Here is an 18950-nt window from a genome sequence, read left to right as displayed (position 1 = left end):
CGGGGGCCTCGCGCTCGCCGCTGGCGAGCGCTCAACCCCCGTACAAAAACGTGGGCGAAAAAGGCCGGACTCGCCGCAGTGCGGCGAGTCCGGGGAAACCGCGCCTCCGGCGCGGTACGCTTGTGGTACGGCTTCCATACTGCTCTTGACTACCGCCACGCGCTGCTACCGCTCTACCGCCCGCCCAGCGCCGTACGTAATCCGTCCGTCCAGCGAGAACCGGAGCACCGACCGGGGGCCGAGGTCCAGCGCGCGGAGCGTGTCGGCCCGCTCGTGGTCGCCCGGGTCGACGTGGACGCGCCCGCTCAGCGGCGCGGCCCCCAGTTTCCCCTGGAACGCGACGGGCGTCCGTTCGAGTCGCCCCTCCCGGACCGCGTAGCTCGCTATCCGCTCCCGGCGCGCCCAGGTCCGGGGCCAGTCGATTCCCACCGTCGCCACGCGGTCGCCGTCCTCGACGACCGTCGTCTCGCGGCGGGTCGCGTCGTCGCGATGGTCGATGTCGGCGACCGTCTTCGGGTAGCCCCAGATTTCGTCGCCGAGGGCGCGGGCGGACTCGGTCGTCACCGGCAGCGACCAGACGTAGGCCCCGGCCGCGCGGGTCAGCAGGGGCAGCAACGGCGGTCGTCGCCCAGGCGTCGCCGCAACCATCACCGCGAACTCGTCGTAGGGGGCCATCGCGTCGTCGCCGATGCGGTGGTACTCGACACAGAGGACAACGACCGCGGCCCGCTGCGCCGTCGCCCGGACCGGCGTCAGTCCGTCGGGCAGCAGCGACGCCGCAACGTCGTATCGCGCCGGGAGTACCGCGCCGGCGACTGTCGCCTCGGTGACCAGCGGGAGCGTCACCTCGTGGCCCGTCGAGAGCCGAACCCGGTCGCCGTCGGAGAGTCGCGTCACAGCCACCGCCCCAGCGCCGCGCTCACGCGGCCGAACCCGCGGTGAATCGGGTCCTGCAACCGTGCCGGGAGCCAGTGGGTCCACCGGACGAACGCCGCGAAGGCACCGACGGGGTAGCGGGCCTTCGGCGGGTCGTCGGTCGCCGCGGCCAGCACCGTCGTGGCGACGGTTTCCGGCGTCGTCGCCAGCGGCCCGCCGGTGAGCACCCAGCCGTCCTCCAGCGCGTCGTAGGTCCGGTCGTAGGTCGGCGTCCGGTTCGCGTCGCGCAGCCCCTCCAGCGCGCCCTCGGCAAAGCCGGTCTCGACCCACGCCGGTTCGACGAGCGAGACGTGGACTCCCTCCGTATCGGCGACCTCTATCCGCAGCGCGTCGGTCAGTGACTCGACGGCGGCCTTGCCGGCCGAGTACGCGCCGAGCCCGGGCGAGGCGGTGTGGCCCAGCACGCTGGAGACGGTGACGATGCGCCCGCCGCGCTCGCGCATCTCGGGGAGCACCGCCTGTACGAGCCGGTGTGGCCCGTGGACCAGCACGTCGAACTGTTTGCGAACGTCGTCGCCGTCGACGTCCTCGGCGGGCCCGGCGACCGCGTAGCCGGCGTTGTTCACCAGACAGTCGAGTCGCCCGGTCTCCGCGATAATCCGGTCGACGACGGCCTCGACCTGCTCGCCGTCGGTCACGTCGAGTTCGAGACAGCGACAGCGCTCGCGGACGGCGGTCGGAAACTCGGTCCGGACGTCCGTCGCGTAGACGGTCCAGCCGTCGTCGGCGAACGCCCGCGCTGTCGCGGCACCGATGCCCGACGCCGCGCCGGTCAGCAGGACGACAGAATCCCCTGTAGCCATACGTACGAATCCCGCGGCGACCGCTCAGCGGTCGAGGCAGTAGTCGACGTAGTTCCGGAGGATGCGAAGCCCCGTCTCCCCGGACTTCTCCGGATGGAACTGCGTCCCGAAGACGTTGCCGGCCTCGTTGGCGACGATGGAGGCGAAGTCGGTGCCGTAGTCCGTCGTCGCCACCGTCGCGCTCTCGTCGTCGGGGACTGCGTAGTAGGAGTGGACGAAGTAAGCGTGTTCGCCGTCGACGCCCTCGACGAGCGGGTGGTCCCGCACCACGTCGAGTTCGTTCCACCCCATGTGCGGGACGGTCTGGTCGCGGCTGAACCGGACGTTCTGCCCGGGGATGAGGTCCAGCCCCTCGGCCTCGCCCTGGCCCTCGTGGTCGGCCTCCTCGCTCGTCGTCAGCAGCATCTGCATCCCGAGGCAGATGCCAAACAGCGGCGTGCCGGCCTCGGCCTGTTCGACCAGCGCCTCGCGGAACGGCCCGGCGTTGTCCATCCCCTCGGAGAAGGCCCCGACGCCGGGCAGGACGATGCCGTCGGCCGCGTCGAACTCGGCGGGGTCCTCCGAGAGCGTCACGTCCGCGCCGGCGCGTTCGAGGCCGCGCGTGACGCTCCGGAGGTTCCCGAGCCCGTAATCGACGACGACCACGTCCGCGGTCGTCTGTCTGACACTCATACCCGCCCCTTCGCCGACGGCAGATAAGTGACTTCCTGTTCGAACAAGCCTTCGATGCGACCCCGCTCGCAGCGGCATTGAGATATCACTGGTGATAATTACCTGGTCCAGTTTTACCAATACGCCACGTACAGTGGTTGATGGTCGATATCAAAGACGTTCTGTACGTCGACGGCAACGTTGTCATCGCTGAGTTTCCCAAGGAGATGGAGCTGACAGACGAGATGTTCGCGGAAGTCAACGCACGGTTCGAGGAACTCGCCGCACGGCCGACGGTCGACACACACATCTCGAACCTCCAGATGGAGGGGGCGCTGAACGGGGACGTGTTCGCGCGGGCCCAGGAGGCCGCGGAGGCCGGCAAGGAGTTCGGCATCACGTCCTGGGTCATCGTCTCCGAGGGCATCAAGAAGATGGCGCTCAAGAGCCAGGTCGGCGAGATTCCGGACGTCGACATCTCGCTGGTCGACACGAAGGCAGAGGCGATGGACCTCGCGACGTCGTAACGGCTCCGAACCGCGTGTCCGACTGGGCTAGAACTCGCCGAGTCGCGACTGTCCGCTCCGGGCGTCGGTGAACTCCGCGGCGGTTTCGAGCGCCGCCTCGAACGTCTCTTTCTGGCTCGGGTCGTACAGCGTCGCCGCCGGGTGGACCGAGACGAGGACGCGGCGGGGCTCGCCGACGATAGCCACGTCGAACACGTCGCCCGCCTCGCCCGTCACGGCCACGTCGCGCTCTAGCAGGTGCTCGGCCGGCACCTTCCCGAGCGTGACGACCACCTCGGGGTCGACGCGGTCGATTTCCGCCTCCAGGTACTCCCGGCAGTTCGCCAGTTCGGCCGTCCGCGGGTCGCGGTTGTCCGGCGGCCGACACCGCACGCAGTTGGTGATACGCACGTCGCCGCGGTCCAGCCCGACCTCGCGCAGCGTCTCGTCCAGCACGTCGCCGCTGCGACCGACGAACGGCTCGCCCTGTTCGTCCTCGTTCGCCCCGGGGGCCTCGCCGACGAACAGCAGGTCCGCGTCCGCGGGCCCGACGCCGTTGACGATGCGCGAGCGCGACACGCAGAGGTCGTCACAGCGCTCGCAGTCGACCACGTCGAGACCGTCCATCTGCTCCATACCCGCCGTTCGCGCCGGGGGCTATCAAACGCGGCGGTCCGCCGTCGCGTCCGACGGTGACGGCGGTTACCGCTTTACGGCCGTCGCCTCGATTTGCACCGCTGCGCCGTTCGGGAGGCTCCCGACGCCGACGACGGTCCGCGACGGTCGCTGTCCGTCGAAGAACTCCGCGTACGCCCGCTTGACCGCCGGTAACTCGTCCATCTCGGTGAGGTACACGGTCGTCCGCATCAGGTCCGCCGGTTCGAGGCCGGCCCCGGCCGCCATGGTCCGGACCCGGTCGAGCGCGTCACGCGTCTGCGCCTGGACGTCGCCGCTCCGAGCCGTCTCCCTGTCGGGGGTCTGCCCGTCGAAGAACACGAGCTGGCTGCCCTGCTGGCGCGTCCCGTAGACGCTGCGGTCCGTCGGCTGGTCGCCTTCGTACCGAGTGACGGTGCTGTCGACGTTGTCCTGTTCGGTCCGCTCTACCTGTTCCACAGTCTTCCTCGCGCGCGTTCTGCTTTCGGCCATCGTGGTCCCACGTACACCGTATCGAACAATCAGTGTGTGTTTGGCTATAGCTAATAGCGTAGTGGCAACCAGTGCCGTTCAGATACGGTTTCAATCCGGTTTCGGAATACTTTAGCGATAGATAACTCAGTCGCCGGGTCGCTCCGTCTCCACCAGGCCCCGCGCCGCCAGTCGGGCGACCCGGAGCGGTTCCGGCCGGCCGCCCTCCGGCGTGAACGCGCGGACGACGTCGGCGGCGGCGCTGTCGTCGATGCCGACGCTCCGGGCGTACACCGTCTCGCCGTTCACCGACACCGGGCGGCGCGCCGGCTGGTCGCGGTAGGTCGCCAGTCGGTCCCGCACCGCCTCGGGGTCGTCGAACGCCTCGCGGATGGCCCCTTCCAGTCCCGGCGAGGACTCGAAGGTCACCGAGACGACCGGCAGGTCCGTCTCCGCGTGCAGTCGCCGGAGGTCGAGGACGTTGAACCACGCCGGCGCGATGCCCGCCACCAGCAGGTAGCGGACGTCCTCGCGGTCCAGCCGGTCGACCATCTCACACACCGTCTCGGTCGCGTCGGTCCCCCCGACCGTTGCGGTGCCGAAAACGAAGCCGTCGACCGCCCTGCTGGCGCGGACGACCGCGCCGGCGAACTGGCTGGTTTCCGCCCGATACGACTCCGCGAAACCGAGGGCCCGCGCCCCGGACTTCACGTGTTCTGGTTGTCCTTGATGTCTTCCAGTCTGTCGAGTAGTTCGTCGTTCGACGCGGTGAACTCGTATTCGATGTCGCCCTCGTGGGCGTTTTCTTCAGCATCGAGGCCGTCCTCGTCCTCGAAGTCTGTGTCGTACTCCTGATTGTCTTGTTCCGACTCGTCGTAGCTCCCGAACCCCATGGTACGTGTACAACTATGACGTTCACAGTGAAAAATCACTCGCCGGTTTCCGACTGTTGACTTTCCAACACGTCGTTCTCCGGTCCCGGACAGCGACCCGCGGCCGGCCGGGGACAGTACACTCAAGCCGGCCGGGCCACAGGGGTTCCGTATGGACGTTCACAACGTCACCGCCGAGGCCGAGACGTTCACCTGCAACGCCTACCTCGCGACCGGCGAGCGGACGACGCTGGTCGACGCCGGTGCGATGCGCGGCGTCGTCGACGCCGTCCGCGAACACGCCGACGCGCTCGACGCCGTCGTGGTGACCCACCAGCACGGCGACCACGTCCAGCAACTCGACGCCGTCCTCGACGCCTTCGACGCGCCGCTGTACGCGTACGGCTCCCACCCGCGCCGGGACCACGCGCTCGACGACGGCGACACCCTGCTCGTGGGCGACGAGGAGTGCGAGGTCGTCTACACGCCGGGCCACGCCGACGACCACGTCTCGCTGGTCTCGTCGTCGTCGCTGTTCTCGGGCGACGTGGTCGTCCACGACGACGGCGCGTTCGACGACGGCTCCTTCGGCCGCACCGACCGCCCCGGCCAGTCCCGCGAGCGCCTCACCGAGAGCATCGAGACCCTCCTCGACCGCATGCCCGCCGGCGTCGAATACATGTACTCGGGCCACGGCGGGGTCTTCCACGGCGACGTCCGCGAGGTCGTCGAGCGCGCGCTGGGGCGGGCCGAGCGCCGCGAGCCCAAGTACCCCGACGAGTGAGCCACTGGGCCGCCAGCTGACGACAGCACGACACACCAAACGGTAACGGACTGGCGACGAACGGCCGCCGGTCGTGGCGGCGATTGAGCCGGAGAATCAGGCGCTGCGGGTCTCTTTCGCCTTCGGACGGAGGTTGCCGTAGCCGCACTTCCGGCACTGCTGGGCGCGCTGTGGGTTCCGGGCGTTACACCGCATGCAGATTTGCTTGTTGAGGAGTCGGTCGGACGCTGTCTCGAAGCTAGCCATGCGCGCCTGTTCCCGGTGCGCGCGTTTAAGCTTTGAGTTTCGGTCTGGCCCCGTACGCCCGCGCTCCGGCCGCCGCTTCCGCGGACGCTCGCCGCCGCTGGCTTTAGACGCCCGAGGCGCGAAGCGGTGGTATGTACGACCAGGTGAAGGACGTGCCGCTGACCGTCGAGCGCTGTTCGTTCGACCGGCTGGAGCGAGCGACGTCGAGCGGGTTCGACCGGGCGACGACCGTTATCCAGCTCTCCGGCGCGGGCGAGACCGGCAGCGGCGAGGACGTGACCTACACGACGGAGGCCCACGACGCGCTGAGGGACGCCGACGCGTTACAGGGCGCGGACGCCCCGCTCGTCGGCGAGTACACCGTCGACTCGTTCTCGACGGCGCTGGACGAGGTGGACCTCTGGCCCGAACCCCCCGACGAGGAGCGGTTCCGGCACTACCGGCGCTGGGGGTTCGAGAGCGCGGCGCTCGACCTGGCGCTGAGACAGGCCGACACGGACCTCGGGACGGCGCTCGGCCGGCGGTACGACCCGGTGAACTTCGTCGTCTCGACCCGGCTCTCGACGCCGGCCGACGACGCGCCGCCGACGGCGGACCGGCTGGCGATGCTGTGTGAGCGCTACGGCGACCTGTCGTTCAAGCTCGACCCCACCCCGTCCTGGAGCGAGGGCCTCGTCGACGACCTGGCCGACTACGACGTTCGCGTCCTGGACCTGAAGGGACTGTACGAGGGGACGGACGTCGACGTCGAAGCCGACCCCGACTTTTACCGCCGCGTCGTCGACGGCCTCCCGGACGCGCTGGTGGAGGACCCCGACTTGACCGACGCGACCCGGCCGGTCTTCGACGGGCAGGAAGCGCGCGTCACGTGGGACGTGCCTATCACCGGCGTCGAGAGCATCGAGGCGCTGCCGTTCGACCCGGAGTGGCTCAACATGAAACCGTCCCGTTGTGGCACCGTCGAGTCGGTGCTTGTGACCATCGACTACTGCGAGCGAAACGACATCGACCTGTACGGCGGCGGTCAGTTCGAACTCGGCGTCGGCCGCGACCACATCCAGGCGCTGGCGTCGCTGTGCTACCCCGACGGCCCCAACGACGTCGCGCCCGGCGGGTACAACGACCCCGACCCCGACGCGGACCTGCCGACGAGCCCCCTCTCCCCGCCCGACGCCCCGGCCGGAATCGGGACCGGGTTCTGGTAACTGCCCTGAGACGTGAAGCCGAAGCTACATTATTGTAGAGATACTAACTATTGTCATGCGGTGTCAAGCCTGCGGAGAACGCATCGACGACGTGTTCGAGGCACACGCCAGAGAGGCCTGCCCGAACTGCGATGCGCCGCTCAACGAGAAGCCAGCAAAGCCCCGGTGACTACTCCTCGGCGAGGTAGTCGTCCTGGACGTCGATGACGTCGCCCGAATCCTCGCAGTTCGCGTACCGCTCCAGCGGTTCCTCGTTCAGTTCCAGGAAGGTGTGGCCCCAGGAGAACGTCGACAGGATGCGCTCGGCGTGGTCGCGCTCCCCGAGGATGGCGAGCGCACCGGCGAAGGCCTCGACGGTGTTCAGCTGGAAGGCCGTCCCGTAGTTGACCGGATTGCCGGCGACGAGGAAGGGGAGCGAGCGGTGCACCCCTTCGAGGTCGAACGCCTCCCGCTCGGCGGTCTCCCAGGAGCAGTCGAGCGCGACCAGGCGGCTGTGTCGAGCGCCGTCGCCGGCGGTCGGGCGGTCGGCCGGCGACAGCGCCTGCTCGGCGAAGGGGTTGAGCACGATGCCGGGCGGCGTCGACCGCGTCGCGCGGTGGAGGTCGGCCTCGTCCATGCGGGCCAGTTTCCGCGCGCTACACTTCTCGGGGTCGTCGTCGCCCTCGTACCGGACGTGCAGTTCCACACCGTCCGTAGCGCGCTGGCCGATAAAAGCGCCTCGCTCCGTGATAGCGGGCAAACACTGTTATAGCCGGCCTCGGTTGTACGAGGTGTGCTTTCAGAGGGGACGGCGGCACCGCTGTTCGAACTGCCGGCGCTCGTCGACGGCGACCGAACGCGGGTCGGACTGGCCGACTACCTCGGCGAGGACGTGGTCATCCTCGCGTTCTACCCGGCGGATTTCAACCCGGCCTGTGACGAGACCGCCTGTGACCTGGACGAACTCGACCTCTTTACGATGCAGAAGGACGTGACCATCCTGGGCGTCAGCCCGGACTCGGTGTACAGCCACCGGGCCTTCGCCGACCGCTACGACCTGAAGATACCGCTGCTGTCCGACACCGACCACGAGGTCGCCCGCGAGTACGGCCTCGATTTCGTCGACGACATCGGCCAGCGGCTCATCGAGCGCGCCGTCGTCGTCATCGACCACGACGGCGAGGTGCAGTACGCCTGGAGCACCGACGACCTCCGGGAACTCCCCCGCGTCGAGGAGATAAAGGACGCCATCGCGGACACCGGCGGCGACGACACCGCCTTCGCTCGCTACCGCGTCGGCCACGCCCACTACACCGAAGCGCGGCGGGCGTTCACCGCGGCGATGGGCGGCTTCCGCGACTCCGAGTGGATGGTCGCGCAGGGCGACTTCCAGCAGGCCCGCGAGGAGTTCGACGCCGCCGCGGACCACTTCGACACCGCCGTCCGCTTCGTCGACGACGAGGCCCTGAAGCGGGTCTACGAGGACGTGAAGACGAAAGCGAACTCGCTGTGGCAGGCCAGCGACTGGCTCGCCCGGGCCGCCCGCGCCTACTCCAGTGGGGACGGGGCGGAGGGCCAGGCGCTCCGGGACGACGCCGAGGGCCCGCTGGAAACGGCCCGCGGCTACGAGGACCCCCCCGACCCCGACGGCCCGTGGCCGCCGGAGCTTGCGACGCTGGAGACGGACGAGGCCGACGACGAGCCGACCTTCCTCCCGGCGGACGACGCGGCCGCCGACACCTCCCTCGACGTGGACATCGACGAGGAGGCCGAGCGGAAGGCCGGCGAACTGGCGGGGTCGTCCCCGGACGGCGGCGCCGACGACGCGGCCGGCCAGTTCGCCGACCAGTCGACGCCGGGCGACTCCGCCGACGGGACCGCTCGCCCGGCACAGTCGACGGCGCCGGACCACGACGGAGCGGCGACCGGCGACGCGGGCGAGATATCGGAGGTCGACGACGCCGACATCGAGGAGATTCAGGCGGAACTGGCCGAAAGCGAGGCCGAGCGCGAGTCGGCCGACGCCCCGACCGAGCCGTCGACCGCGATGGTCGAAACCCCGCCCGAGACCGTCGGCGGCGCGGACGACCCCGCGCCCGACGACGCGAGCCCGGAGCCACGGAGCGAGTCCGGCGACGCCGCCCAGCCGCCCGCGAGCGAGTCCGAGGAGGAGACCGACGAGTCGGCCGAACTGGACCTGACCGACCCGACGGCGGCCGAGGACGGCGACGCGGGCGAGTCCGCGGCCGGCCCCGAGCAGGACGACGACCCGGACACCGCCGGCACGGCGAGCGACAGAGACACGTCCGACGACCCCGAAGCGGACACGTGACGCAACCCTCGCTCCTCCAGCGTGCCCGGGCGTACTACGACGCCATCGACGGCGACGACTACGACCGGCTGGCCTCGCTGCTGGCCCCGTCGTTCGTCCACGACCGCCCCGACCGGACCATCGAGGGCCGGGAGCGGTTCGTGCGGTTCATGCGCGAGGAACGGCCCCAGACCGACACCACCCACCCGCTCGACGGTCTCTACTGCCGGGAGTCGGACGGCGCGGCGACCGACGACGGGACAGCGCCCGCCGAGGTGGTCGCCCGCGGCCGCCTGCTCGACGCCGACGGCGAGCGCATCGTCGGCTTCGTGGACGTGTTCACGTTCGCCGGGGACGACATCGAACGCATCGAGACGTACACGCGCTGACCGGCGCGGTCGACAGCGCTGCGACGACGGCTACTGCGTCTCACTCCTTCTCGCCGGCTCCGACCGCGCTCTCGCCGACTGGCTCGTGGCCCTCGATGACTTCTTGCCCGCCCATGTACGGGCGCAGCGGTTCGGGGACGGTGACGGTGCCGTCGTCGTTCTGGTAGTACTCCAGGATGGCCACGAGGACGCGCGGGACGGCCAGCCCGGAGCCGTTCAGCGTGTGGAGGTACTCGGCGGACTCGTGGCGCTCGGGCCGGAAGCGCAGGCCGGCACGGCGGGCCTGGAAGTCCTCGAAGTTCGACACCGAGGAGACTTCGAGCCAGCGGCCGCCCCGCTCCGGGCCCTCGTCCATGTCGTCGCCGGGGGCCCACACCTCGATGTCGTACTTCTTGGCCTGGGTAAAGCCCATGTCACCGGTGCACATGTCGAGCACGCGGTAGGGCAGGTCGAGGCGGTCCAGAACCTCGGCGGCCTCCTCCAGCAGCCCCTCCAGCCGGTCGTAGCTCTCCTCCGGGCGGACGAAGTTGACGAGCTCGACCTTGTGGAACTGGTGGACGCGGACGTAGCCGCGCGTCTCTGTGCCGTGCTCGCCGGCCTCGCGGCGGAAGTTCGGCGAGAACGCCTGGTGTTTGACCGGGAGGTCGTCGTCCAGCAGTATCTCGTCGCGGTACATGTTGGTGACCGGGACCTCCGCCGTCGGCAGGAGCCAGAGGTCGTCGCCGTCGTAGTCGTCGTCCTGGCGCGCGCCGACGCGGTAGGCGTCCTCGGCAAACTTCGGGAGCTGGCCGGTCCCCTCCATCGAGTCGGAGTTGACCGGAATCGGCGGCAACACGTCGACGTACTCCTGCTCGCGGTGGACGTCCAGCATGAACTGGATGAGCGCGTGCTCCAGGCGCGCGCCGTCGCCCTTGACGAACTGGTAGCCGCCGCCGGTCACCTTCGCGCCCCGTTCGAAGTCGAGCAGGTCCAGGTCCTCGCCGAGGTCGTAGTGGGGGACGACCTCGTCGGGCAGGTCCCGCAGGTCGTCGAAGCCCTCGCGGTAGCGCTCGACGTTGTCCGACTCGTCCTCGCCGGTCGGGACCGACTCGTGAGGGACGTTCGGGAGTTCCAGCAGCGCCGCCTCCAGCTTCGCCTCCAGTTCGTCGGCCCGCTCCTCGATGTCCTGCAGTTCCTCCTTGAGCTTCTGGGAGCGCTCGATGGCCTCCTGGGCCTCCTCCTCCTTGCCCTCCTGTTTGAGCTGGCCAATTGTGCTGGACACCTCGTTGCGTTCCTGCCGGAGCCCGTCGCCTTCGGCCTTCAGTTCCCGCCACTCCTCGTCGATTTCGAGGATTTCGTCGAGGTCCACGCCCGTGACGCCCTTGCGCTCGATGGCGTCACGGACCGTCTCGGGGTGCTCCCGGACGAACTGTCTCGATAACATGGCCGACGGTTCTCGACGGCAGAAATTAGGCGTGTCGGTCCCGCGATGGGTCCGTCGCCGGCCCCGCTACGCCTCGCCGCCGACCTTGACCGCCAGCACCGGCACCGGCGAGGCCCGGATGACCGACTCGGTGACGCTGCCGATGAGCTCCCGGGAGGGGCCGGTCCGGCCCTCGGTCGCCATCACGACCACGTCGATGTCGTGGTCCCTGACGTAGTCGACGACCTCCTCGCGGGGGACGCCTTGCTCGACCGCCGTCTCGACAGGGCCGACGCCGGCATCCTCGGCCTGCGACCGGATGTCGTCGACGGCTCCCTGGCCGGCGTCGGCGAGGCGGTCGAAGATACTGCTGTCCTCGAAGTCGGGAATCTGGTCGACCACCTGCTCGGTCTCCAGGACGTGCAGCGCGTGCAGGCTCGCGTCGTGGCGCTGTGCGAGGTCGATTGCGTGCTCGGCCGCGGTGGCGGACCCCTCGGAGCCGTCGGTCGGGACGAGTACGGCGTCGTACATACAGTCCTGTTTCCGAGTCCGGCTAAATGGTTTTGCCCTTCATCACGCTCGAGTGTCACGACGGCTGTGGCACAACGGTTTTGCCCCCGCCGGTCACGAGGGAGTGTATGGGAATCGGTGACGTTTACGAGGTGACGGTCGGGGACTGCACGGACGTCCACTACGTCGACACCGGGATGTACGACGTGACCGAGTACGGGTCGGTCTACATCGTCGACGCCGAACGGCCGGCGCTGGTCGACACCGGCATCGGCGCGCGACACGGGAACATCCTCGCGGCGATGGAATCGGTCGGCATCGCGCCCGAGGACCTCGAAGTCATCGCAGTGACCCACGTCCACCTCGACCACGCCGGCGGGGCCGGCTACCTCGCCGAGGACTGCCCGAACGCGACGGTGTACGTCCACGAGTCCGGGAAGCGCCACCTCGTCGACCCGGAACGGCTCTGGGAGGGGACCAAACACGCCGTCGGCGACCAGATAGCGTACTACGGCGAGCCGGTCCCGGTCCCGGAAGACCGCATCGAGACGCTGACCGACGGCGACGAAATCGACCTGGGTGACCACTCGCTGGACGTCATGCACGCGCCGGGCCACGCCCCCCACCAGGTCGTCTTCTACGACCCCGCCGTCGACGGCGTGTTCACCGCCGACGCCGCCGGCATCTACGCGCCGTCGACCGACGAGATGCACGTCACGACCCCGCCGGTCAACTTCACGCTCGACGGGGCTCTCGACGACGTGGCGATGCTGCAGGAACTGGACCCGGCGGTCCTCATGTTCGGCCACTACGGCCCCGCCGAGGCCGGCGACAAACTGGCGACCTACGCCGAGATTCTGCCCGAGTGGGTCGCCGAGGTCGAGCACAAACGCGCGGAACTCGACGACGACGAGGCGGTCGTCGACTACTTCGTGGAGCGGGCCGACACCGACACCTGGGGCGAGCGCAAGGGCCGCGCCGAGATGCGCCTGAACGTCCGCGGCGTCCTCGTGGCACTGGACAACCGCGAGGAGTAGGGCTTTTTCACGGCGGGCCACGGTGTCGTGGTATGCGCCGAACCGGCTCTGTCTCGCTGCTCTGTGCGGTCGTCCTGTACGCCGGCTCGCGGTTCGTCCGCCGGTTCGGCTTCGACGAGCGGCTGTTCGGGGTGGAACTCGAACCGCTCACGCTGCTGGGGCTGACGCTCGCGTCGCTCGTGCTCGCCGTCTACGGGAGCTACACCCTCTGCCAGTCGTATCTCCTCGCCCACACGCAGAACAAACGCCGCCGCCACGACGTGCGCAACGCCATCCGGCTGGTCTTCGGCGTCCTCGGGATGGTCGCGGTGTTTGGCGTCGTCACCCGGGAGTGGGTGAGCGTGCTGTTCTCGCTGGGCGTGCTCGGGTTCGCGGTCACGTTCGCCCTGCAACAGCCCCTGTTCTCGCTCATCGGCTGGCTGTACATCGTGACGAAACGCCCCTATCAGGTGGGCGACCGCATCGCCATCGAGGAGATGCGCGGCGACGTGGTCGCGGTCGACTTCTTCGTCACGGAGGTCTGGGAGATAGACGGCGACCTCGTCTCCTCGAACCAGCCGTCGGGTCGCATCGTGACCGTCCCCAACAGCACGGTGCTGTCCTCGCGCGTCGTCAACTTCTACGGCGAGGGCGTCCAGTACGTCTGGAACGAGCTCTCGATACAGGTCGCCTACGAGACCGACCTGCAGTTCGCCTCCGAGGAGATGATAGACGTGGCGACCGACCACCTCGGCGACGAGATGGCCCGCCAGGTCCGGGAGTACCGCGACCGCCTCGCCGAGACGCCGGTCGAACTCGACGTGAACGAGCGGCCGACGGTCAACGTCACGCAGGCGGAGTCGTGGGTCGAGCTTCGGCTCCGCTATCTCGTCCACCCGCGCCGCGGCACCCGGGTGCGGAACGCGCTGTACGCGGACATCCTCGAACGGTTCAACGAGCACCCCGACCGGGTGAAGTTCCCGGTGAGCCGGAACCGGTGACTGCCCTGTGGGTCGGCGGTCCACGGGGCGTGGTGTGACCGCCGGGGTCGCCCCGCGCTCCCGGAAAGCAACTGAGGGATGACACGCCGCCACGCGTCCACCGAGTGAATGCGTTTATACGACGGCGACGCGATAGCTCGGACAGATGGAGGCCAACTGTGGCTGGTAGTTCGGGGCTACTGATACCGCTCGTTGCCGGCATCATCGGACTCGGCGTCCTCGCACAGGTCCTCGCCGCCCGCTTGCGCGTGCCCAGCATCATCTTCTACCTGCTGGTGGGCGTCATCATCGGCCAGCCGGGGCTGGGCATCATCGGCGACGGCACCTTCGGCGGGGCGCTGTCCGCTATCGTCGGCCTGGCGGTCGCAATCATCGTCTTCGAGGGGGCCTACCACCTCCGCTTCGACCGGCTGCGCGAGGCCCCGGCCGCGACGTTCCGGCTCGTCACCGTCGGCGCGGCCATCGCGCTCGTGGGCACCGCTATCGCGGTCAAACTGGCGTTCAATTCGGCGGCCGTCTCCTGGAACGTCGCCTTCCTCATCGGCGCGCTCCTGGTCGCCACCGGGCCGACGGTCATCACCCCGATTCTCAACGTCGTCCCGGTCCGGGACCGCGTCGCCGCCGCGCTGGAGACGGAGGGCATCGTCAACGACGTGACCGCGGCCATCATCGCCGTCGTCATCTTCGAGACGGTCAACCCCGCGGCGTCGAGCGAGGGGCTGTTGCGGGCGTTCGCGCTCCGGCTGGGGACGGGGCTGCTGGTCGGTCTCCTCGTCGCCGGCGTCGTCTACTACCTCCTGCAGTACGTCGACCTCTCCCCCGGCGACGCGCCGCGGAACTCCCGCCTGCTCGTCCTCGCCGGGGCGCTCATCGCGTACGCGGGCGCGAACACGATAGCGACCGAGGCCGGCGTCGCCGCCGCCGCGACGGCGGGGATGGCGCTTGGCAACGTCGACCACCCCTACGAGGAGGACATCGAGGAGTTCAAAGGCGACATCACGCTGCTGGTGCTGTCGTTCGTGTTCATCGCGCTGGCGGCCCAGCTTGAGCTCGCGTCGCTCATCGACGTGGGGCTGCCGGGCATCGTCGTCGTCCTCGCGGTCGCCCTGCTCATCCGGCCGCTGCTGGTGTTCGTCTCGACCGTCGGCGACCGGTTCACGACCAGCGAGAAACTGTTCGTCAGTTTCGTCGGCCCCCGCGGGATTATCCCGGCCTCGGTCGCCACGCTGTTCGCCGTCGAGCTCCACAACGCGGCCGAGGAGGTCACCGGGGCCCAGGCCGAGCTCCTGGGGACGCAGGCGGACATCCTGCTGGGGACCGTCTTTCTGGTCATCTTCGCCACCGCCCTGTTCGAGGGCGGCCTGGCGCGGTTCATCGCGGAAAAACTGGATGTGATACCAATGCGAGTCATCATCGTCGGCGGCGGACAGGTGGGCCGAGCGCTCGCCGCGCGCCTCGAAGACCGGGGCGAGAACGTCGTCATCATCGAACAGGACGAAGCGATAGTCGAACGAGCCCGCAACGACGGCTACGCCGTCGAAATCGGCGACGGTACCGACACCGACATCTTGCGGTCGGCCGGGGCCGAGAACGCGAAGACCGTCGTGGCGGCGACCGGCGACGACGACGCGAACCTGCTCGTCTCGCAGCTGGCGAGTTCGAAGTTCGGCGTCGACCGCGTCATCGCCCGCGCGAACAACCCGGACAACGTCGAGGCCTTCGAGGATCTCGGCGTCCGGACCATCTCCTCGGCGATGGCGACGGCCTGGGCTATCGACAACCAGATAGAGCGCCCGGCCATCGCCCACTGGATGACCGACATCGGCCGGAGCGGGGACGTACAGGAGGTCAAAGTCGAGAACCCGGACCTCATCGGCAAGTCGATACGCGAGGTCGGGCCGATGCTGCCCGAGGCCTGCCTGATCGCGCTCGTGAGCGGCGAGCGCCACGAGCACGCCGAGGTCCCCACGGCCGAATACGTCCTCGAGGACGGCGACATGGTGACGCTGCTGGGCCGTCGGGAGTCCGTGCGCGACGGGATGAAGATGGTCGGCGGCGACTAGTCGTCGCCGGCCAGGCCCTCAACCTCGCTGTCGTCGACGCCTCTCGTCCACGGAGACTCGCCGCTGTTGCCGTCCGTCTTGTACGTTCCGCGAGCGCTCGCGACGTGGTGGCCGTCGGCGTCGTACACCTCCGTGTCGACGACGGACACGCTCCCGCCGTCCCGGACCACCTCGGCCTCGGCCCGCAGGTCGGTGGTGGCCGGCGCGAGGTAGTCGATTCGCATGTCGACCGTCGGCGAGACGCTGCCCGACTGCGAGACGACGGCCGCCCCGCCGACGGTGTCGACGAGCGAGTAGGTGACGCCGCCGTGTGCGATTATCGCTTCGGGGTTCGAGGAGTGGCCGTCCCGCAAGGGGAGCTCGCCCGCCGCCGAGCCGTCCCCGACGGCGGTTATCTCCATCCCCAACTGCTCGACGAACGGGATGTCGTTGAACATCGACTTGAGACTCATGGCTGTCCCCACGGAACCGACGCTGATAAGCCCACGACAACGGGCGACAACGGGCCGTCCGTGGCTGTCGCTCGGAGCGTCCCGTCGGGGCCGACCGCGGCTACATATCCGCCCAACAAAACACCAGCTGGTCGGCGGCGTCCTCGATTGCGTTCGGGACCGCGTCCAGCGACCGGACGAGTTCGCGGACCACGAGGGCGTCGGCCGTCGACTGGCGTTCGAACGCCCGGGCGACGAGTTCGTCCCGATGCTGGTCGCACTGTGACTCCAGGTCGGTGATTCGGTCGACCGCGTCGGCAATCGCCGGCGCGTCGTCGTCGGTCACGAGCGCCCGGACGTACGCCTCGGTGGCTTCCGTCAGCAGTGCGGTGGCCGCACACGCGAGCGCGGCGACGTCCGCCAGCCGCTCCAGTGTCGGCTCGGTCAGCGACGGCGACATCGCGTCGAGGTCCCGGACGAACGTCTCCGCGGCGTCCGGGACCGCGTCCACCATCGTGAACAGCTCCGTGAGCTCCGCGCCCCTGAGGTACAGCGCGGTGAACTCCGGCCGAGCCCGGCCGACCGCCCCGCAGAGCCGCCGCCGGTGGTCGTCACAGACCGATTCCTGTCGCCCGAGTTCGGCGGCCGCGTCCGCAAACTGGGCGTCGCCGTACACCGCAAGCGCCTGTGGCAGCGCGACGAGGCAGTCCTCGACCGCGGTGAGGTACGCCGCCGCCCTGTCTGCCACGTCGGCCGTGTGCTCCGCCGTTCCAGTTCCCATCAGTGTACCCAAGCGAAAACCAGCTGGAAAACGCTGCTATGTGGGCTATATACCGCTTCGGTAGCGTTACTTGACCGTTTTCGCTGACACGTCGCCGGCCGGCCGGACGCTGCGGCCGGGTATCACCTTTGCCTCCCCCGATGACCTAATATGGTTTTAGGCAGATATGTGGGTACTACTATATGTCCACCGTCGCTACCGGATGGCATGCAACCACAGCGGGCGACGTACGTGAAGAAGGCCTGCGCCTACATCACCAGGAACGGGTCGGAGCTCCTGGTGTTCGAGGGACCGGGCCACGACGGACTGCAGATTCCGAAAGGCACCGTCGAACCGGGCGAGGAACCGCGGGTCGCCGTCCAGCGCGAGGCCGTCGAGGAGAGCGGCCTGGCCTCCTTCGAGCGCCTGCAACACATCGCCACCGACGTCTGGACGCGCCGCCAGTCCCCGCCGAAGCGGTACGTCCGGTCGTTCTACCACCTCCCCGTCCACGAGTCGCGGGACCACTGGGTCCACACCGTCACCGGCACCGGCGAGGAGCGCGGCGCGGAGTTCGAGTTCTCGTGGGTCGACCTCTCGACTGACGCCACCTTCGCGCTCGACCTCGACGACTACGTCCACTCGCTGACGAGCCCCGCCGAGGCGACGGCGGCCGGCGACGTGGCCGCCGACTAGCGACCCCGCCGCGCGACGTCCGCAACCGACTGTTGTCACGACGTTCGACGTCCCGTCAGCGCCCAGTCAGGGGAGCCGGAACTCGATGGCTGCGCCCTGGCCGAAGCCGACACACTCGGTCGCCAGCCCGAGCTCCGCGCCGCGGCGGTTCATCTCGTGGACCAGCGTCACCGGGAGGCGCGCGCCGGAGGCCCCGAGCGGGTGGCCGATGGCGATTGCGCCCCCGTTGACGTTGTAGCTGTCGTCGTCGAAGCCCAGTTCGCGCTGGCAGTACAGACACTGCGAGGCGAAGGCCTCGTTGAGCTCCACGAGGTCGTAGTCGTCCGTCTCGCGGTCGGGGCGCTCGGCGAGCTTGCGGACGGCTGGCACCGGGCCGATGCCCATCACGGTCGGGTCGACGCCGGCGACCTCGTGGGCGCCGACCTCGGCCAGGATGTCGAGGTCGCGCTCCTCCGCGAACTCGCGCGACGTGACCAGCAGCCCCGCCGCCCCGTCGGAGACCTGCGAGGCGTTGCCGGGCGTGACCGTCCCCTCGGATTTGAACACCGTCGGGAGTTCGGACAGCTGTTCGAGCGTGGTGTCCGGGCGGATGCCCTCGTCCGCTTCGAGCCGCCCGTCCCCGGTGTCGATGGGGACGAGTTCGTCGTCGAACCGGCCCGACTCCGTCGCGTCGGCGGCGCGCCGGTGGCTCCGGAGCGCGTACTCGTCCTGTTCCCGCCGGGCGACCTCCATCTCTTCGGCGACCTTCTCGGCGGTCATTCCCATCTGGAGTTCGCCGACGTTGTAGTGTTCGGACAGCCGGGGGTGGACGTTGTGGGTGTTCTCGCCCATCTGCACGCGGGACATCGACTCGACGCCGCCCGCGATGAGTACGTCGCGCTGGCCGGCCGCGATAGCGTCGGCCGCCCGCATCAGCGCCTCGGCGGAGGACGCACACCACCGGTTGATAGTCGCGGCCGGGACGCTCTCGCCGAGGTCAGACAGCAGAGCGATGACCCGGGCCATGTTGTTGCCCTGTTCCCCGCGCTGCTGGGCACACCCCCACAGCAGGTCGTCGACCTCGTCGGCCTCGACGCCGGTCGACGCGAGCAACTGATTGACCAGCGGCACGGAGAGGTCCTCGCTCCGGACGCCGGCGAGCGCGCCGTCTTCCTTTCCCTGGGGCGTTCTGACTGCGTCCACGATAACAGGTGTTGGCATGGACGACGGAACGTCTCGGCCTGTGTTAAAAGCTCACAAACTCTCCACAGCGGGGGAACCGTTG

Annotated in this window: 23 protein-coding genes; 9 read left to right on the top strand and 14 right to left on the bottom strand. The window is 69.2% G+C overall.

The genetic code is table 11. From position 1 onward, the window contains the following. Window positions 1–165: 165 nt before the first annotated feature. Genes VI123_RS00770 through hisH form a run of 3 tightly spaced genes read right to left on the bottom strand, consistent with a single transcriptional unit; the run spans window position 166 to window position 2411 of the window. Complete coding sequence (locus VI123_RS00770) at window positions 166–897, bottom strand: acetoacetate decarboxylase family protein (RefSeq protein WP_336336173.1); 732 nt, start codon at window positions 895–897, stop codon at window positions 166–168. After that, window positions 894–1739, bottom strand: coding sequence for an SDR family oxidoreductase (locus VI123_RS00765; protein ID WP_336336172.1), 846 nt, complete (start codon window positions 1737–1739; stop codon window positions 894–896). The genes VI123_RS00770 and VI123_RS00765 overlap by 4 nt, the downstream gene beginning before the upstream one ends. 24 nt (window positions 1740–1763) lie before the next feature. Continuing rightward, the gene (gene hisH / locus VI123_RS00760) at window positions 1764–2411 is read right to left on the bottom strand and encodes an imidazole glycerol phosphate synthase subunit HisH (RefSeq protein WP_336336171.1); all 648 of its coding nucleotides are present in this window, start codon (window positions 2409–2411) and stop codon (window positions 1764–1766) included. A 140-nt stretch (window positions 2412–2551) separates the two neighbouring features. Here hisH and VI123_RS00755 point away from each other — a divergent pair, with 140 nt between their 5' ends. Next, window positions 2552–2917 (top strand): hypothetical protein, encoded by a 366-nt coding sequence (locus tag VI123_RS00755; RefSeq protein WP_336336170.1) that lies wholly within the window; start codon window positions 2552–2554, stop codon window positions 2915–2917. A gap of 27 nt (window positions 2918–2944) precedes the next feature. On the opposite strand, the gene VI123_RS00750 is transcribed toward VI123_RS00755, so the two are convergent. The 4 genes from VI123_RS00750 to VI123_RS00735 all read right to left on the bottom strand — a co-directional run bounded on the left by VI123_RS00750 (window position 2945) and on the right by VI123_RS00735 (window position 4914). Further along, window positions 2945–3532, bottom strand: a complete 588-nt coding sequence (locus VI123_RS00750) for a uracil-DNA glycosylase (RefSeq protein ID WP_336336169.1) — start codon at window positions 3530–3532, stop codon at window positions 2945–2947. Window positions 3533–3598: 66 nt separating this feature from the next. Continuing rightward, window positions 3599–4009 (bottom strand): RidA family protein, encoded by a 411-nt coding sequence (locus VI123_RS00745; RefSeq protein WP_336336168.1) that lies wholly within the window; start codon window positions 4007–4009, stop codon window positions 3599–3601. A gap of 159 nt (window positions 4010–4168) precedes the next feature. Next, on the bottom strand, window positions 4169–4732 hold the full coding sequence (locus tag VI123_RS00740) for an endonuclease dU (protein WP_336336167.1): 564 nt from the start codon (window positions 4730–4732) through the stop codon (window positions 4169–4171). Further along, window positions 4729–4914: a DUF5786 family protein gene (locus tag VI123_RS00735; RefSeq protein WP_004515979.1), complete on the bottom strand. Its 186-nt coding sequence runs from the start codon at window positions 4912–4914 to the stop codon at window positions 4729–4731. The genes VI123_RS00740 and VI123_RS00735 overlap by 4 nt, the downstream gene beginning before the upstream one ends. Before the next feature lie 151 nt (window positions 4915–5065). Here VI123_RS00735 and VI123_RS00730 point away from each other — a divergent pair, with 151 nt between their 5' ends. Then, window positions 5066–5677 (top strand): MBL fold metallo-hydrolase, encoded by a 612-nt coding sequence (locus VI123_RS00730; protein WP_336336166.1) that lies wholly within the window; start codon window positions 5066–5068, stop codon window positions 5675–5677. Window positions 5678–5773: 96 nt separating this feature from the next. Here the strand turns inward: VI123_RS00730 and VI123_RS00725 are convergent, their stop codons facing one another. Next, entirely contained in the window at window positions 5774–5923 is a 150-nt protein-coding gene (locus VI123_RS00725) for a 50S ribosomal protein L40e (protein WP_004960523.1), read from the bottom strand. Window positions 5924–6054: 131 nt separating this feature from the next. Between VI123_RS00725 and VI123_RS00720 the strand changes: the two genes are divergently transcribed. Continuing rightward, window positions 6055–7128: an enolase-like domain-containing protein gene (locus VI123_RS00720; RefSeq protein WP_336336165.1), complete on the top strand. Its 1074-nt coding sequence runs from the start codon at window positions 6055–6057 to the stop codon at window positions 7126–7128. 169 nt (window positions 7129–7297) lie between these two features. Here VI123_RS00720 and VI123_RS00715 read toward each other — a convergent pair whose 3' ends face one another. After that, window positions 7298–7813 (bottom strand): DUF367 family protein, encoded by a 516-nt coding sequence (locus tag VI123_RS00715; protein ID WP_336336164.1) that lies wholly within the window; start codon window positions 7811–7813, stop codon window positions 7298–7300. 87 nt (window positions 7814–7900) lie between these two features. Between VI123_RS00715 and VI123_RS00710 the strand changes: the two genes are divergently transcribed. After that, the gene (locus tag VI123_RS00710; RefSeq protein WP_336336163.1) at window positions 7901–9439 is read left to right on the top strand and encodes a redoxin domain-containing protein; all 1539 of its coding nucleotides are present in this window, start codon (window positions 7901–7903) and stop codon (window positions 9437–9439) included. Next, a complete protein-coding gene (locus VI123_RS00705; protein WP_336336162.1) occupies window positions 9436–9807 on the top strand; it encodes a nuclear transport factor 2 family protein in 372 nt (123 codons plus the stop codon). Before VI123_RS00710 ends, VI123_RS00705 begins: the two co-directional genes overlap by 4 nt. 40 nt (window positions 9808–9847) lie before the next feature. Here the strand turns inward: VI123_RS00705 and serS are convergent, their stop codons facing one another. Together serS and VI123_RS00695 are read right to left on the bottom strand one after the other, a co-directional pair. Next, window positions 9848–11230, bottom strand: a complete 1383-nt coding sequence (gene serS / locus VI123_RS00700) for a serine--tRNA ligase (RefSeq protein WP_336336161.1) — start codon at window positions 11228–11230, stop codon at window positions 9848–9850. Between the two features lie 66 nt (window positions 11231–11296). Beyond that, the gene (locus VI123_RS00695; RefSeq protein WP_336336160.1) at window positions 11297–11740 is read right to left on the bottom strand and encodes a universal stress protein; all 444 of its coding nucleotides are present in this window, start codon (window positions 11738–11740) and stop codon (window positions 11297–11299) included. 107 nt (window positions 11741–11847) lie between these two features. Here VI123_RS00695 and VI123_RS00690 point away from each other — a divergent pair, with 107 nt between their 5' ends. From VI123_RS00690 to VI123_RS00680, 3 genes are all read left to right on the top strand, one after another. Next, window positions 11848–12756: an MBL fold metallo-hydrolase gene (locus tag VI123_RS00690; RefSeq protein WP_336336159.1), complete on the top strand. Its 909-nt coding sequence runs from the start codon at window positions 11848–11850 to the stop codon at window positions 12754–12756. Window positions 12757–12788: 32 nt separating this feature from the next. Then, a complete protein-coding gene (locus VI123_RS00685) occupies window positions 12789–13736 on the top strand; it encodes a mechanosensitive ion channel family protein (protein ID WP_336336158.1) in 948 nt (315 codons plus the stop codon). Window positions 13737–13894: 158 nt separating this feature from the next. Continuing rightward, a complete protein-coding gene (locus VI123_RS00680; RefSeq protein ID WP_336336157.1) occupies window positions 13895–15799 on the top strand; it encodes a cation:proton antiporter domain-containing protein in 1905 nt (634 codons plus the stop codon). Here the strand turns inward: VI123_RS00680 and VI123_RS00675 are convergent. Beyond that, window positions 15796–16251 carry a PaaI family thioesterase gene (locus VI123_RS00675; RefSeq protein WP_336336156.1) on the bottom strand — a complete coding sequence of 152 codons (456 nt, stop codon included), beginning with the start codon at window positions 16249–16251 and terminating at the stop codon, window positions 15796–15798. The genes VI123_RS00680 and VI123_RS00675 overlap by 4 nt on opposite strands. A 100-nt stretch (window positions 16252–16351) precedes the next feature. After that, entirely contained in the window at window positions 16352–17011 is a 660-nt protein-coding gene (locus tag VI123_RS00670) for a DUF47 family protein (protein ID WP_336336155.1), read from the bottom strand. A gap of 207 nt (window positions 17012–17218) precedes the next feature. On the opposite strand from VI123_RS00670, the gene VI123_RS00665 reads away from it, so the two are divergent. Beyond that, the gene (locus VI123_RS00665) at window positions 17219–17686 is read left to right on the top strand and encodes an NUDIX hydrolase (protein WP_336336154.1); all 468 of its coding nucleotides are present in this window, start codon (window positions 17219–17221) and stop codon (window positions 17684–17686) included. Window positions 17687–17752: 66 nt separating this feature from the next. Here VI123_RS00665 and VI123_RS00660 read toward each other — a convergent pair whose 3' ends face one another. Beyond that, window positions 17753–18886 (bottom strand): thiolase family protein, encoded by a 1134-nt coding sequence (locus VI123_RS00660; RefSeq protein ID WP_336336153.1) that lies wholly within the window; start codon window positions 18884–18886, stop codon window positions 17753–17755. Window positions 18887–18950 lie beyond the last annotated feature (64 nt).

Origin of the sequence: Haloarcula sp. DT43, assembly GCF_037078405.1 — an archaeon.
GTDB classification, from domain to species: Archaea; Halobacteriota; Halobacteria; order Halobacteriales; family Haloarculaceae; genus Haloarcula; species Haloarcula brevis.
Note: the sequence above shows the minus strand (reverse complement) of the source record. Positions and strands in the feature narration are given on the sequence as shown.